The organism is Xanthomonas sp. A1809 (assembly GCF_017746015.1).
In the GTDB taxonomy this organism is placed as follows: Bacteria; Pseudomonadota; Gammaproteobacteria; order Xanthomonadales; family Xanthomonadaceae; genus Xanthomonas; species Xanthomonas euvesicatoria.
Window position 1 is genome coordinate 25,766 of record NZ_JAGHWZ010000012.1, and the last position, 15,199, is coordinate 40,964.

The following is a 15,199-nucleotide window of genomic DNA, read 5'->3' on the forward strand; positions in this document are numbered from 1 at the left end:
GCGGTACGTTGCAGCCCTCCCGCAACGTGTCCCGCGTCGGGTTTTCAAGTACCTTACACGACGTCGCCGGGGGCACCCTTGTTGCAGATCACTGTCTGCACGACGCCCGCGTCTCACATCGTTGTATGTCGTGCATCGTTTCACCATGGAAAGACGTTTCCATAGCCACGCAAAAAACCTCGCCTGCTTTTATCACTGCATCCTGGACCGCCTTGTTGCTAGGCAGTGCGGCATATCTGATCGAGTTGTGGAATGCCGAGAGGTTGCTCAACGAAAAGGGTTACTACTTCACGCTGCTACTGTTCGGTTTATTCGCATCGGTATCATTGCAGAAGAGCGTGCGTGACCGTGCCGATGGGATTCCGGTCACTGGCTTGTACTACGCCATTTGCTGGTTTTCGCTGATCGTCGCATTGGTGCTGCTGACCATCGGCCTGATCAATGCCACGCTGTTGCTGAGCGAAAAAAGCTTTTATGCCATGGCGTATGCGTTGAGCCTGTTCGGTGCGGTTGCGGTGCAGAACAATACCTGCGATGCGATGGAGATCACCGACGCGCCGCGCAGTGCGCGTAGCGTGCCGCCAGTACTCGACTGATCCATTGCAGATCGTAAGACGCAACAACGCCACCTTGACGGTGGCGTTGTCGTCTCAGCGCTTATGCGTATCGTCCCCGGTGACGAAATCGGCTGCGTTTTCCCAGGCGCGCTTGACGGCATGCCGCGCCTTGCTCCAACTCAGCGACGAGGTGCCGCGCTTGGCTTCCCAATCGCGATGCAATTCGGCTTCGACCTGGTCGTAGGCACGTGCGTTGTCGCGGATGCGCGCTTCATGCCCTGCAAGATAAGCGCCCTCATAATCTTCGTAGCGATCACCTTCGGTGTAATACGGCTCTTCGGTGAAGCGTTCGCGCCAATACGTCGATATGTTCTGACTGCGGTCTTCGTCCGGTGCCCGGCCCGGAATCTGATACGGCACGTTCATGCCTGTCTCCGTGGTGGATGTGCGAATTACCCTAGGCCGATTGCCGTTAATTTCATTGCCAGGGCAGGTGAGGAGTACATCAATGCAGCAGGCTCGAAGGGCGGCGTCGGCCACGCTTTTCAACGCGCGATCGCTGCAGCGTTGCGCGGCATGGCAGGCGCCTGGTCGATCGCTTCACGTGGTCGCTGAGGCCGCTTCATACGGCAATGGGGTGGCACCTGCCGCCACCAGGGCGGCCTCGGCGTCCTGGATCGCCGGCTGCTCTGCGTCGATGATCACCAGCACGCGCCCGGCCTGGATTTGATCTTCGAACTGACGACGCACCGGATCGGGCACCGTGGCGCCGATCAACGCCGACGACCAGCTGCCGACCAGCGCACCAGCCAGTGCCATGACGCCCGCGCCGGCCAAGGTCAGCCCGATCGGCGGTACTGCGATGGCGACCAGGCCAGCCACCAGGCCGGCGGCACCGCCGGTGGCGGCGCCGCGTGCGGCAGCGGGAAGGAAGTCGGTCTTGACGTCCTTACGTTCGTCCGGCACCTCCTGCAGCTCGATATCGGAGCGGGCAATCAACGAGAGCGCATCATTGTCGATGCCGGTACTGCGCGCGGCCTGCAGCACGCGCTGGGCGCTGTCGAGATCGGCGGTGCTGTAGACATGGCGCAGTTTCATCGCAAGCTCCCATGCAGGTAGAAGCGCAGCGTTGGTGCGCGCGGTTAGGTGTGCGTGAGCGCTGCGCGAGCATGCCGCGAAATCGCAGGTCATCGCCGGGCGCGCGGCTCACTGCCCGATGGACGGGAACGTGCAGCAAACATGCGTTCGTGCGCGCATGCCGCCTCGAAGGCTGCTCAACCGCAGTTCGTCGTGCCCTCAGCCGCTTTCGACCTGCTTGCGCGGAAACAGATAAAACACCCAGCCGACCAGAAGTGCGACGCCTGCTGCGGCCAGATTCTGCCAACTGGCGCTGGCCAGCAGGCCCAGCGACAGCACCAAGGCGGCAATGGGGATGGCCGGGCCGCCGGGCAGGCGCAACGTGTCGGTGCGCTGCCGGTACCTGCGCGCCAGCACGATCACTGCTGCGGCGGTGCCGATGTAGGCGAACAGGCGGGTGACCATCGACAGCAATGCCAGCTGCGTAAACGATCCCGACAACGCCAATGCAAGCGACAAAGCACCCTGCGTCAGCACCGCCGCGGCGGGCGTGTGGAAGCGCGGATGCACGCGTGCGAGAAACGCAGGGCCATAGCCATCGCGCGCAAGCGCAAACAGAAAGCGCGGGCCGAGCATCACGGTGTTGCTGGTGGTGCCGAGGATGGAAATGGTGGCACCCACGGTGAGGATCAGTGCCAACGCTTCGCCACCGAATCGGCTTGCGGCATCTGCCAGAGGCGTCGGCGAGGCCGCAAGGTTGGGCAGGGTGCCTTGCGCCACCACCTGCACGGCGGCGTAGATCAGGGTGACGGTGACGATCATGGTGATCAACGCAAATGGCACATCGCGCCGCGGGTTGCGGTATTCGCCAGCGGCCGCCGGAATGTTTTCGAAACCCGCGTAGGCGAACAGCAGCAGCAAGGCCGCTTCACCGAGATTGCCCAGGTCGCGCAGATCGGGAGCGGTGCCGGCAAAGGCCCACGACCAATCGACATAGAACAGGCCGATCGCCACGAACAGCAACAACGGCACCAGCTTGCCGATGACCAGCGCGATGCCGGTGCGCGCGGCCGACTTCACGCCGATCACGTTGATGGCGGTGAGCAGTCCCAGCGAGCCGACGACCACCAGCAAGCGCGCCCAGGGATCGGTGGAGGCGGTGGGCCAGAACCGCGCCACTGCGTCGGCCAGGCCATTGCTCAAGGCGGCGGCCGAGCTGATGCGGGTAAGCCAGATCATCCAGCCAATCTGAAAACCGACGAACGGGCCGAATGCTTCGCGCGTATAGAGATAGCTGCCGCCCGGCGTATCGAAGTAGCTGCCCGCCTGCGCGTAGCACAGCACCAGCAAGGCGACCGCGAGGCCGGCCAGCATCACGGCCCACAAGCTCATCGGCCCGAGCAGCGCCGCGGTCGCGGCAGGCAGCAGGTAGATGCCGCTGCCGATGACATCGTTGATCGACAGGCCGACGATCTGCCATCGGCTGACGACACGGACCAACCCCGTCGCGTCCGGCGCAGGTTGCGGCGTGCTCATGGCGCGTCCTCGGTCAGTGCAGGCAATTGCCATGCAGTGTGCAGGCGTGCGTATTCGGTGCGTGGCAGCAGCACGAACAACGGGCGATCTTCCGGCTTCAGCCAGGCGAGCAGGCGTTGCATGTCGGCCGCCGCCATCGCAGTGCAGCCGGCGGTGAACTGGCCCGGCGTGCGCCACAAGTGCGCGAAGATGCAGCTGCCGCGCCCGGGAATGGCCTTGGGGTTGTGCGCGATCACGAAACCCTCGCTGTAGCGCGCATCGCCTGGGTGGCGCAGATCCAGGCGCATCGGCTCGGTCGAGCCGGCGACGGCGGCCTCGCCCACTTGCGCGGCATCGACGATGCGGTTGTACAGCGGCGAGCTGGGCACATCCATGCAGTAATGGGTGGCGCTCATCGCCTGGTACGGCATCGCGGTGTCGATCTTCGAGGCATAGCCGAACGCCGGGCCGATGGCGAAGACGCCGGCAGGGCTGCGGCCATCGCCTTCGCGCTTCTGCGGGCCTTGCGTCTGCGCCGGATGCAGGCCCTCGCCCCAGGCACTGCCATGCCGCCCGAGCGCGACGGTAAAGCTCCGGGCAGCCGGTTGCCATTTGCCATCCACACGGGTGAAGGTGTGCAGACGCGCCTGGGTGCTGTTCCAGTCCGCGGTGGTCACCACGATCAATGTGCGTGCCTGATTCAACGCATCGACAGGGCTGGCCGCGATGGAGAGACTGCTACAGCTTGTCAGCGCCAACAGCACAAAGGATCGAAACACGGTGGCAAGGCGCATGCAGGCTCCGGGTGTTGGGTCGAGCGGGATGAATCTAGGGGCGACACACGTTGCTGAAGACGGGGGCCACGCTGGTGTCGCGTGATCGCACCGCCTTGTCGTTACTGTACTCAGCAATGCCGCCCGGTGGTGCATATGCGTGTCGCGCAGCAGGCAGGCGCGTCCGTTGCCCGGAATCGGCGAGTAACGCTGGTCATACCAACGTTTCAGCGCGGTCTGCTCCACTTGGGAGCCGTGCGCTGCACCGCGTCGGCCGCTTTCACGCCGGCAACAGCTCCAGCCCACGAATGCGGCGGATGCCCAGTCCCGGCGAATCGTCGATGTGGATCTGCGCCTCGTCGAAATGCGCGCCGCCCTCGGTGGGGTCGAACTGCCCGAGCGCAGGTGCATCCAGATCGGCCAGGGTGATGCTGTCGGCCTTGGCCACCGCCAGATGCACCGCGGCGGCCACACTGATGCTGGATTCGATCATGCAACCGATCATGCATGGCAACCCGTACACCCCGGCGATGTCGGCGATGCGGATGGCATTGGACAGCCCGCCGGTCTTCATCAGTTTGATGTTGATGATGTCGGCGGCGCGACGCTGAATCAGCTCGATCACCTGCGTGGGCGAGAAGACGCTCTCGTCGGCCATCACCGGCGTGTCGATGCGTGCGGTGACGAAGGCGAGCCCGTCGAGGTCGGCGGCCTTGACCGGCTGCTCCAGCAGCTCCAGCGCGATGCCGCCATCTTCCAGCGTGCGCATGGTGCGCACCGCTTGTTTGGGCGTCCAGCCTTGATTGGCATCCAGCCGCAGCGATGCGCGCCCGGCCACTGCCGCATGAATTGCCGTGACGCGTTCGACATCCGACTCGATGTCCTTGCCGACCTTGATCTTCAGTGCGCGATAGCCGCGTGCGAGCGCGGCCTGCGCCTGCGCCACCATGGTGTCGATCGCATCGGCACTGATGGTGATGTCGGTGGTGATACGCGGCGTGCCGCCACCGAGCAACTGGTACAGCGGCGCACCAAACGCCTGCGCCCACAGGTCGTACAGTGCGATTTCCACGGCGGCCTTGGCGCTGGTATTGCGTTCGATCGCGTGTTGAACGCGCCCGCATAGCCGGTTGAGATCGGCCACGTCCTGGTCGATCAGCTTGGGGCCGATGCAGTGTTCGATCGCGGCAATGATGCTGCCATGGGTGTCGCCGGTAATGGGCGCGGTGGCGGGCGCGGCGCCATACCCGATATGGCCGCTGTCGGTCTGCAACAGCACCACCACGTCCTCGATTGCCTGCACCGTGCGCACGGCGGTCTTGAATGGTGTTTTCAAGGGCACGCGCAGCATGCCAAGCCGAAAGCCGGTGATCTTCATAAGGTGGCCGTTGGAAAAACGCGTTGAATGCGGGTGATGTGGTCGATGAATGCAGTGCCATCGCTGGCAAGCAACGGCAGCAACGGGGTGACCGACACACCATTCAAACGCGCGCGCTGCACGCTGCCATCGACGACGCGGTAACTGGCCCCGGCCACATCATGGATCACCCATGGCGTGCCATCTGCATGCCCGATGACCAGCATCACATGGCCTGGAATGTAGATCAGATCGCCAACCTGCAGCTGTGCGAGCCGTTGCAGGCGTTGCGCCAACGGCGCGCCAGCGTCGAACGCAACACCGTGCAACACCGCGCTGCGCGCCTGGTCGCCGGTATTGCGAGGCAGCGCGAGACCGAGGCTGCGATAGACATCCAGCACGAAGCCGCTGCAATCGCGCGCATCGTAGTCGTTGCCCCAGCCATAGCGTTCGCCAAGGAATTTGAAGGCCTGCTGGAGCAGTGCGGCGTCGGTGGCGGGCAAGGCGCCGATGCGCACATCGGCACCGCGCGGCATCAATGCGGGCACCAGCTGCAGACGCCCATCGGCACTGCGCACCGGCAATTGCACCACGTGGGCCGCTAGCGGCAACTGTCCGTTGACTGGCTGCTGCGGCGGCCAGTCGCCGAGCAAGGGCAGGCTGGTGCCCATGTCCAGGGTCAGTGCAGAAATTGCCGGACGTTTGGGTGTGTAGACGGTCTGCGCGCGGGCTGCGGTGACGATCAGGCGCGGGCTGCGCTGTGCGTAATTCAGCACCTCGGTGCGGCTGCCTTCGGCAAGCTGCGTGCTTGCGATCCAGGCAGCGTAGTTGGCGGCGATCACGAACTTCCACGCGCCATCGGCACTGCTGTGCAGGACCGCCACCGGCGTGCCGGGGTATAGCGCCGATTCCTGGAAGCGGTCGATATCGCGGTCGTCGGTACTGGTGAACACACGCTGCGCAGTGGGGAAGGTGCGCAATGCGCCACGTGTGACGACCAGCGCAAAGCGCAGTGGCACCTGTGCGGGTATCGCATCCAATGCCAAGGCCGTGCGCAATGTCGCCAAGCGTGCGGTATCCAGACGCCGCCCGTCTGCGTCGTAGAGCGGACGCGTCGGTATTGCCGATAACGCGTCGATACGCGCTCTCACATCGGCTGCGGGCAGCGTCTGGGGAAGTTGCGCGATGTCATGCATCGATGCATCGTCGCGCAGCAGGCGTGTATTGACGTCGGCGATCTGCGCGGGGTCGATCCGCGGCATCTGCGCGTTGCGGCTGCGCCGGATCCAATACTCTGCGGTGAGCTGTGCATCGCTGACGACAAAGGGCGGTGCTTGCGCGGCCGGCGTGGCAGCAGGCGCTGGTGCGGCGCCGCTGGAACGGGCAAGCGCGATCAGCAGCAACATCAGCAGGTGGCGCGACAATGGCATGCAGGGCTCGGGAGGAAGGCAGCCGCTGGCGCGCTGCGAGGCAAGGCCGATAGTGGCATGCGGCGCAGAGCGTATCCACATGTCCTAACTGCGTGGCGACTCTTGCCGGCAGGGGACGTTTGGGGGCGCGTTGGTGCAGAGCGTGCGGGAAGCCCATGACCCTCCTTGCCGCAGCCGTAGATACGCGAGTGGCCGCTACTGCCGTCTCCGCAACGGCGATGCTTGCCAAGCTGGGAGACACCACCTGCGACTCACCGATGGCAGCGCGTAAGGCACCGCGCTGCCGACGGTCCCATCGGCAGACGGCCGCGCAAGCACGACTCGGCCGATAATGGTGCTGCGCAGGTCGTCCGGCCTTCCCAGGAGTAATCCGTGCTGCCCAGCTTTTCTCTCTCGTCATCGGCCTGGCTGCGTGCAGCTGTTTGCCTGGCCGCTCTGTCGCTGGGCGCCTGTGCCCACGCACCGCAGCGCAATCCGCTGGCGCAGTGGGTGCCATCGCCCAACTACGACACGCGGCGACCGATCCTGATCGTGTTGCATTTCACCGACCAGCAGTCAGTCCGGCAAAGCCTGAGTACCCTGCGCGGCCGCAACAGTGGCGGGCGCGTCAGTGCGCACTACCTGATCGGTGAAGACGGCCAGCGCTACCAATTGGTCAGCGATGGGCAGCGCGCCTGGCACGGCGGGGCCGGTCGCTGGGGCACCATCACCGACATCAATTCGGCCTCGATCGGCATCGAACTGGACAACGACGGTAGCGAGCCGTTCGCGCCGGCGCAGATCGACAGCCTGCTGGTGTTGCTGGACGATCTGTGTCAGCGCCTGCGTATCCCGCGCACGCAGATCGTCGGCCATGAAGACGTGGCCCCGACGCGCAAGAACGACCCCGGACCGTTGTTCCCCTGGAAGCGCCTGGCCGACGCCGGTTTCGGCCGCTGGCCCGCTGCCGACGCGCCCGCTGCCCCGGAAGGTTTCGATCCGTGGCAGGCGCTGGCCCTGATCGGCTACAGCATCGACGATCCGGCCGCCACCCTGCAGGCGTTTCACCACCACTATCGCGGCAACAGCGCCACCACCCTGGATGCCGAAGACCTGCGCATCTTGTCTGCGTTGACCCACCACGCGAGACCTTCCAGCCCGCGACCGGCGCTTGAGCCAACTGAAGGCGACGACCACTAGGCCCACAGGGATCGCGCCACGCTGTAGCCGGTGGCGAAAGACGCGCGGCTTGATCTACCGCGCAAACGCGGCCTCTTGCAAGGGAACCGAAATGACCGACAACCTGCTGTTCCGGAATGGGCGCTGCTGGCGTCAGTGCTTTGTTCAAGGCGCTTTGCTGATGAGCGCCGTGGCGCCATTTGCGCTGGTCGCCGGCCAGGTGCATATGTCCTCGGCAAGGACCGCGGCAGAGGCCGGCCTTGTGGACGTGCACGCCCTCGCGCCGGATATCGCATTGGACATGCGGTATGCGAGCAGCAACAACTTCACTGGGCGGATGGTACCGGGCTATGACGCGCCGCGGTGTTACCTGTTGCGGCCGGCTGCCGACGCATTGGCGCGGGTAGCGCAGACGCTCAAGGCCGAGGGCTATCGGCTACAGGTGTTCGATTGCTATCGGCCGGTGCGGTCGGTGAAGGCATTCGTCACCTGGGCTGCGGATCTGCAGGATCAATCGACCAAGGCGCAGTACTACCCGCGGGTGGACAAGCGCGCACTGCTGGGCGATTACATTGCGCCCACCTCCGGGCACAGCCGTGGCGCGACGCTGGACCTGGGCTTGCTGGAGTGCCGGCCGGGCGGGTGCCGTGCAGTGGACATGGGCACAGGATTCGACTTCTTCGATGCGCGGGCGCACACCCACGCGCCCGACATCAGCGCAGCGCAACGCGCGCACCGCCAGCGCCTGTTGCAGGCGATGGCGGCCGAAGGATTTTCCAACTATCCGATGGAATGGTGGCATTTCACGTTGCGTCCCGAACCCACGCCCGAGACGGCCTACGATGTTCCGGTGGACTGACAGCGACCAGGCAACACGCTCTTGGTCGCTGATCGATCTGGTCGTGCTCGCGATCGGTTGGCCGCTCGCGAGACCCGTGGAGGCAGGCATCGTGTCGACGCCGGCCGCACTTGCATGGTCGGGCGCGCGCTCGCCTCATGCAGATCGTGCTGGCATCGGTCGCCTCACCGGCACGGCGCAAGCACCAGCGCAGCGCCAGTCGTACACTCCGATGTCCGCCAGCAGCATCGGCCGGGGTCGCCCGCCACGTCCGGTCACTGGCTTCGATAGATCCAAGGAACCGTCATGTCCGACCCGGAACGCTTTGTCGATATCGCCTGCCCGTATTGCGGGGAGTGGATCACGCTGGCGCTGGACCTGACGGGCGGCGATCAGCATTACATCGAAGATTGCCAGGTCTGCTGCAAGCCGATTGCGGTAAGCGTGCGCTGGGACGAAGAAGGCGAAGCGCAGGTGACTGCGCGTGGTCAGGACGACGCCTGAGCCATTGTGCGGGCGGCCGCATCTGGCCCGCCTGTGATTGTGATACGCGACAGTAGCGTGCCCGGCGGCGTCCGGATGCCGGCAATCGCCTGTCATCTGCAGGTCGCCAAGGCAGCGCCATCGGCCTGGCAGCCTCCGGTTCGTTCAAGGGCACCCGCGTTGCAAGGCGCGCGGATCCAGGCGCTGCAGCCGCTAGACTGGTGCGCCTGCTGCCTGGATCGTCACAATGAATCTGCCCCTGCATTTCGGCCTGCTCGGTTCACTGGAGGCCGGGCTGATTGCGCTCGTCCTGGGCGTGGTGGTCTTTGCGGCAGTGGAGCGGGGCGGGCGGCGGTTGCAGTTCAACCATGGCCACACGCTGGGCATTGCGTGCCTGCTGGCCGTGGCCATCGGTGCCGGATACGACATCTGGCATCTCGTCTACACCAGCATCGTGCGGCTGGAATCGCCGTTGTATGCGCGCCTGGCGCTGGCCAAGATCCACGACCCCAACGAACTGGGCTCGCGCGTGGTGCTGGAAGTGGCTGGCGCGCTCGCTGGCGTGGTGCTGGGTTGGAAACTGTTCAGTTCCGGGAGCTGGGAAAACGACCCGCCAAGTGCCTGAGCATGCGGCATAAAGCGCGGGGCAGGTCGCAAAATTCCATGCATTGAATGAGGCGCTTCGGTTTGACTCACTTACGCCTAACAGGCGCTTAGCCGCAAATATTCAGGCGGTGGTTAAAAGCCTGTTTCGCGCGAAATTGCGCCGGGTTGGGCGTTCATTTGCGATGGGTAGGGTGGTGCCATGTGCGGCGACACCGCGCATTCCCAAGCATAAGGAGACCACCCCAATGAAGAATCGCAACCGCACCTCGCTGCTCGCCGCTACCGCCGCTCTTGCTGCCGCCCTGGCGCTGCCGGCGATGGCGCAAAGCACTTCTCAGGACGCAGCGGCGCAGTCCGGCAGTTCGGCCACGTCCGCACAATCGAGCGGTGCAAGCTCCGGTGGCGGCCAGACGTGGGCCAGCGTGGACACCGACAGCGATGGCGCCATCAGCAAGCAGGAAGCGCAGGTCAACGCCGGCCTCGCGCAGATCTTCGATCAGGCCGACGGCAACACCGATGGCAAGCTGACCCCGGATGAGTACAAGGCCTTCGTCGCCAAGCAGCAGGGTGGCGGTGCCACCGGTTCGCAGGGCAACTAAGAGCGGCTAACAGAACTACTGCGCAGCCGCCAGGCGGGCGCGGCCGGCGCCCGCCTGACAGCTGCTCGCTACGTTTTGTTAGCCGCTCTAATCCACGTTCAACATAGCGCTGAGGCGTTGAGGAAGTAAGGCAAGCAGCGCGCCGGCACAGAGTCCCGTCGGCGCTCAGCCACTAGCGTTGACCTGCAACTGCAACAGGATGGACACGCGGGAGCGATCTGCCAGGGTCGCTCCCGTTTTGTTGACGTCTGCCGGGTTAGGGTGAGCCGTTCCGTGTCGAGCGCTCATCGATCATGTTGCACTTACGTCTTGCCCTTCTGCTCGGGTTGGCGAACCCCTTGCTTGCGCTCGCCGCACCGCCGGTGTTGCCGCCCGCCACCCCGACGACGTCGGTGCCGGCAACCGCTGGCAGCACCACACCGGCGATGTCGCCGTTGCCGATCGATCCGCCGGCTCCGGCCACCACGCCCCTGCTGCCGACGGCACCCGGGCCCGCCAAGTCCACGAGCGGTGCCGAGGCGTCCGCTGCCGCCGCCGGCAGCCTGGCACCGCGCAGTTTCCGTAGCCTGGATACAGACGCCGACGGATCGCTGACGCTGGCCGAAGCAAGCGCCGACCCGGTGTTGCGCGAAAACTTCGCCAGCTTCGACAGCAATGGCGACGGGCGTCTGTCGCGCGAGGAATTCGCCAGCTATCAGCCTGGCCCGGGCGATGCTGCAGGCGATTGAGCACGGCGCCATACCGGTGCGCTGCTAAACTTGCCCGATGAGCTCACTTGCACAGCGCGACGGCCAGGCGATCCAACTGGTCGGCTTCGACGGCGACGATACCCTCTGGAAAAGCGAGGACTATTACCGCACTGCCGAAGCGGATTTCGAAGCGGTCCTGGCCGGGTACCTGGATCTGGGCGACAGCCGCATGCAGCAGCATTTGCTGGCGGTGGAGCGGCGCAACCTCAAGGTCTTCGGGTATGGCGCCAAGGGCATGACGCTGTCGATGATCGAAACCGCGATCGAACTGACCCAGGCGCGCATTGCCGCGCACGATATCCAGCGCATCGTCGAGATCGGCCGCGCCACGCTGCAGCATCCGGTGGAAGTGATTGCCGGGGTGCGCGAGGCAGTCAGTGCGATTGCCGCCGAGTACCAAGTGGTGCTGATCACCAAGGGCGACCTGTTTCACCAGGAGCAGAAGATCGAGCAATCTGGCCTGGCCGATCTGTTCCCGCGGGTGGAAGTGGTGTCCGAAAAGGATCCCCGGACTTATGCGCGCGTGCTCGGCGAATTCGGTTTGCCGGCGCAGCAGTTTGCAATGATCGGCAATTCGTTGCGTTCGGATGTGGAACCGGTACTGGCCATCGGTGGTTGGGGCATCTACACCCCGTACGCGGTGACCTGGGCGCACGAACAAGAGCACGGGGTCGCGGCCGACGAACCGCGCATGCGCGAAGTGCCCGACGCTGCCGGCTGGCCGGCAGCGGTGCAGGCGCTGGATGCGTTGGCGCGGCGGCAGAGCTAAGCTGGGATGGGGCGCCGTTGTTGCGGCAATGCTGGTTTGGTAAGTTGATGCGTCAACGCGCGGGCGCCTCACGCGCCCAACGACAGGATGTTTACGGCTGTGCATGCGTGCGCGGCCGGAGCTTGGAGGGAGTGCCGATGACCATGGTGTCCGTTGCCCAGCGCGCCGGTTTGGCCTTGTTGCTCGGGCTGCTGATCGGTGCCGCACCGCTGGCTGCCGCCGAGCTGGAAGAGGAAATCATCAACCCGAGCGAAGTCACCTTTCGCGACGGGCAGCCTTACTACGACGACGGCGGCGATTACGTACGCCTGCAAACGCGCCGTGTGGGCGGTGAGCTGGTGTATTTCCGTAAGGTGCGCTTCGATCGCGAGCAGGGCCATGTGGATGCGCACGGCGAGAGTGTCGCCAGGTTGCAGGCTCGAGCGAGCGAGCGCGATCGCAGCGACGGGTTTGTCGGCGCCGGGTACGACGACCGGGATGTGGGCGATGGCGGATATCGGGCCGTTGGTGGCCCACTTCGCCTTGGTGCCTCGCGCAACCGCCCCTACGGCCAGATGTATTATGGCAATGGTCTGTATGGTCCGGATCCGTACAGCAGTCCGCACAATCGCGACGCACGCCAGCGTTACATCGGCCCCGGCTACATCGGCTCCTGCGATCTGAGCGGTTGCCGCGAGGTTCACCAGTTCGGGTTTTACGAGCTGCGCTAGGAGTCAGGGCGCGGCCAACGCCATCCATTGGACGTACCGTGTCATTGCCGCGCAGATCGCCGTGGCCGATCTTTCGCCGGACCTTGGACTGCGCGCCGCGGCTGACGACCACTGCAATGGCTGGTTGAAATCAGTGCGCACGGGGCCGCTGCGGCCGACGCGCTGATCTATGCCCGATAGCGCACCTGGGGCACTGCGCTGCGCTTTCTCGCCAGGCGTGGTCTGTTGATACGCGGGTGTGCCTGGCGCCCAGCAGCGGCGCTTGACCCGGCGCCCGCCTGACAGCACCGCACGCATGCGGCATCATCGCTGCATGCCTGTCTCTTGCTCATCCGTGTTGCGCTCCGTGCCATTGCTGGTGGCCTCGCTGTGGCCGGCGCTGGGCGCAGCGCAGGCATCGCCGGCATCGGCGACCGCAGCTGCAACGGAAGAAGCGGCGCCAGCGGTGACGCCAGGCACCGGCGACGTCTGGGTGGATCAGCACCTGGCCGATATGGGCAGTTATGCGCAGCGCTATCCGGCCAGCTTCATCGACGAGGTGGCGCGCTATACCGGCACGCCGCGCGCGTATGTGCAGGCGCTGCTGCAAGTGCACGGCTGGCATGCCGGCGACATCTATTTCGCGTGCTTCTGGGCGCAGACCGTGCAGCTGTCGTGCCGGGACACGGTACGCGCTTACAGCCGCGACCATCGCGATGGCTGGGAGGGTGTGGTCACGCGGCTGTCGGTGGCACCGGACAACCTGCACATGCGCGCACTGCGGCATGCCATCGTGGCCAGCTACGACCGCTGGGAACGTCCGATCACCCTGGACGCATTGCTGCGGCGCCAGCTCGGCGATCATGCGCAGCGCCTGGAAGCGGCGCGCCAGGCGAGCGAAGCGGCCGAAGCGGCGGTGCAGGCCGGGCTCTGACGCGGTCGCTGCGTCGTCGCGCCATGCACTTGCCGGCATGGCGCGGCTGTCTGCGCAACAACACGTCGCCTGCGATGCTGCCGTGCCGCTGGTCGACCCAGGCCGCGGTCGGCGAGAATGCGCTACCGCTGGCGTTCGGCCGGCACCTGCCCAAGACCAGCCCATGCGCGATACCGCCTTTGTCTCTCCCGATCAGATCCGCAGCTGGTTCGCCCAGGCGATGTCGGACATGTATCGCACCGAGGTGCCGTTGTATGGCGACCTGATGTCGCTGGTGGCGCAGGTCAACGCGCAGACGCTGCAAGCCAATCCGGCGCTGGCGCAGCGGCTGCAGCGCAACGACGAGCGCGCGCGGCTGGATCTGGAACGGCACGGCGCCATCCGCGTCGGCACGGCGGCCGAACTGGCGACCTTGCGTCGGTTGTTCGCAGTGATGGGCATGCAGCCAGTGGGCTATTACGACCTGTCGGTGGCCGGCGTGCCGGTGCATTCCACCGCATTCCGCCCGATCGACGAGGCGGCGCTGTCGGCAAATCCGTTTCGCGTGTTCACCTCGCTGCTGCGGCTGGAACTGATCGAAGACGCCGCCCTGCGCGCACAGGCCGAGCAGATCCTGCAGCAGCGCCAGATCTTTACCGCTGGTGCCTTGCAGTTGATCGAGCGCTACGAACAGCAGGGCGGGCTGGATGCCGATCAGGCACGGCAGTTCGTGGCCGAAGCGCTGGAAACCTTCCGCTGGCATGGCGATGCCACGGTGTCGTTGCCGACCTATCGCGCGCTGAGCCAGGCGCATAAGTTGATTGCCGATGTGGTGAGCTTCCACGGCCCGCACATCAATCACCTCACGCCACGCACGCTGGATATCGATGCCGCGCAGGAACAGATGCAGCGCGCCGGTATCGATGCCAAGGCGGTGATCGAGGGGCCGCCGCGTCGGCGCGTACCGATCCTGTTGCGGCAGACCAGTTTCAAGGCGCTGGAAGAGCCGGTGCGTTTTGTCGGCGATGGCGGGCAAGCGGAACACGGCACGCATACCGCACGCTTCGGCGAGATCGAGCAGCGCGGCCTTGCCCTCACGCCAAAGGGTCGCGCGCTGTACGACGCGCTGCTGGCGCAGGCGCGCGATGCCGATGGCGCCGGCAGCACCGGAACCGATTACGCCACCCGGCTGCAGACCGCCTTCGTGGCCTTCCCCGACGACGAGGCGTTGCTGCGGCAGGAAGGGCTGGGCTATTTCCGCTATGCGCTCACCGATGCCGGCCGCGCCGACCCCGCGCAGGTGGCCGCCATGCCGGCAGAAACCGCGATCGCGCTCGGCCTGGTCAGTGCCGACCCGATCATTTACGAAGATTTTTTGCCGGTCAGCGCGGCCGGCATCTTCCAATCCAACCTCGGTGGTGCCGAGCAACGCGCCTATGCCGCCCATTCGAGCAAGCGCAGTTTCGAGCAGGCGCTCGGTGCGCAGGTGCACGACGAATTCGCGCTGTATGCGCAGCTGGAGCGGGAGTCCTTGCAGGGGTTGCTTGCGTAGCATCGCGGCATGCCGCATGCCGCATGCGTCGGCGGTATCAAGCCGGGCTCAGCGCATGCGTCCGTGCTTGCTTTGCGCAGGTGTCCTCGCCCCACGGCATGGGTCCACACGCAGACGAGCGCCTGCGTGTTTTC

General features: G+C 65.5%; 17 protein-coding genes. 11 read left to right on the forward strand and 6 right to left on the reverse strand.

Features of this window, described 5'->3' with window-relative positions; genetic code table 11:
• Positions 1–161: 161 nt before the first annotated feature.
• Positions 162–596, forward strand: a complete 435-nt coding sequence (gene yiaA / locus J7396_RS16330; protein WP_206212856.1) for an inner membrane protein YiaA — start codon at positions 162–164, stop codon at positions 594–596.
• Positions 597–650: 54 nt separating this feature from the next.
• On the opposite strand, the gene J7396_RS16335 is transcribed toward yiaA, so the two are convergent.
• From J7396_RS16335 to J7396_RS16360, 6 genes are all read right to left on the reverse strand, one after another.
• Positions 651–983: a hypothetical protein gene (locus J7396_RS16335; RefSeq protein ID WP_014091261.1), complete on the reverse strand. Its 333-nt coding sequence runs from the start codon at positions 981–983 to the stop codon at positions 651–653.
• Between the two features lie 174 nt (positions 984–1,157).
• Positions 1,158–1,655, reverse strand: coding sequence for a hypothetical protein (locus J7396_RS16340; protein WP_122272244.1), 498 nt, complete (start codon positions 1,653–1,655; stop codon positions 1,158–1,160).
• Between the two features lie 198 nt (positions 1,656–1,853).
• The gene (locus J7396_RS16345) at positions 1,854–3,170 is read right to left on the reverse strand and encodes an amino acid permease (protein WP_014091259.1); all 1,317 of its coding nucleotides are present in this window, start codon (positions 3,168–3,170) and stop codon (positions 1,854–1,856) included.
• Positions 3,167–3,943, reverse strand: coding sequence for a L,D-transpeptidase family protein (locus tag J7396_RS16350; protein ID WP_209261735.1), 777 nt, complete (start codon positions 3,941–3,943; stop codon positions 3,167–3,169). Before J7396_RS16350 ends, J7396_RS16345 begins: the two co-directional genes overlap by 4 nt.
• A gap of 259 nt (positions 3,944–4,202) precedes the next feature.
• The gene (locus J7396_RS16355) at positions 4,203–5,300 is read right to left on the reverse strand and encodes a dipeptide epimerase (RefSeq protein ID WP_057680841.1); all 1,098 of its coding nucleotides are present in this window, start codon (positions 5,298–5,300) and stop codon (positions 4,203–4,205) included.
• Positions 5,297–6,709 (reverse strand): SH3 domain-containing protein, encoded by a 1,413-nt coding sequence (locus tag J7396_RS16360; protein ID WP_209261736.1) that lies wholly within the window; start codon positions 6,707–6,709, stop codon positions 5,297–5,299. The genes J7396_RS16355 and J7396_RS16360 overlap by 4 nt, the downstream gene beginning before the upstream one ends.
• Before the next feature lie 372 nt (positions 6,710–7,081).
• On the opposite strand from J7396_RS16360, the gene J7396_RS16365 reads away from it, so the two are divergent.
• The 10 genes from J7396_RS16365 to J7396_RS16410 all read left to right on the forward strand — a co-directional run bounded on the left by J7396_RS16365 (position 7,082) and on the right by J7396_RS16410 (position 15,065).
• Positions 7,082–7,888 carry an N-acetylmuramoyl-L-alanine amidase gene (locus J7396_RS16365; protein ID WP_011348821.1) on the forward strand — a complete coding sequence of 269 codons (807 nt, stop codon included), beginning with the start codon at positions 7,082–7,084 and terminating at the stop codon, positions 7,886–7,888.
• A gap of 91 nt (positions 7,889–7,979) precedes the next feature.
• The gene (locus J7396_RS16370) at positions 7,980–8,726 is read left to right on the forward strand and encodes a M15 family metallopeptidase (RefSeq protein ID WP_031425132.1); all 747 of its coding nucleotides are present in this window, start codon (positions 7,980–7,982) and stop codon (positions 8,724–8,726) included.
• Between the two features lie 285 nt (positions 8,727–9,011).
• Entirely contained in the window at positions 9,012–9,209 is a 198-nt protein-coding gene (locus J7396_RS16375; protein ID WP_008577403.1) for a CPXCG motif-containing cysteine-rich protein, read from the forward strand.
• 226 nt (positions 9,210–9,435) lie between these two features.
• Positions 9,436–9,813, forward strand: coding sequence for a hypothetical protein (locus J7396_RS16380; RefSeq protein ID WP_031425131.1), 378 nt, complete (start codon positions 9,436–9,438; stop codon positions 9,811–9,813).
• A 226-nt stretch (positions 9,814–10,039) separates the two neighbouring features.
• Positions 10,040–10,393, forward strand: a complete 354-nt coding sequence (locus J7396_RS16385; RefSeq protein ID WP_005911460.1) for a hypothetical protein — start codon at positions 10,040–10,042, stop codon at positions 10,391–10,393.
• A gap of 326 nt (positions 10,394–10,719) precedes the next feature.
• Positions 10,720–11,121 (forward strand): EF-hand domain-containing protein, encoded by a 402-nt coding sequence (locus J7396_RS16390; protein ID WP_209261762.1) that lies wholly within the window; start codon positions 10,720–10,722, stop codon positions 11,119–11,121.
• A 37-nt stretch (positions 11,122–11,158) separates the two neighbouring features.
• Entirely contained in the window at positions 11,159–11,911 is a 753-nt protein-coding gene (locus J7396_RS16395) for an HAD family hydrolase (RefSeq protein ID WP_209261737.1), read from the forward strand.
• Positions 11,912–12,048: 137 nt separating this feature from the next.
• Positions 12,049–12,621, forward strand: a complete 573-nt coding sequence (locus tag J7396_RS16400; protein WP_209261738.1) for a hypothetical protein — start codon at positions 12,049–12,051, stop codon at positions 12,619–12,621.
• Positions 12,622–12,916: 295 nt separating this feature from the next.
• Positions 12,917–13,534: a hypothetical protein gene (locus tag J7396_RS16405; protein ID WP_136733303.1), complete on the forward strand. Its 618-nt coding sequence runs from the start codon at positions 12,917–12,919 to the stop codon at positions 13,532–13,534.
• Positions 13,535–13,697: 163 nt separating this feature from the next.
• The gene (locus J7396_RS16410; RefSeq protein ID WP_008577389.1) at positions 13,698–15,065 is read left to right on the forward strand and encodes a VOC family protein; all 1,368 of its coding nucleotides are present in this window, start codon (positions 13,698–13,700) and stop codon (positions 15,063–15,065) included.
• Positions 15,066–15,199: the final 134 nt, after the last annotated feature.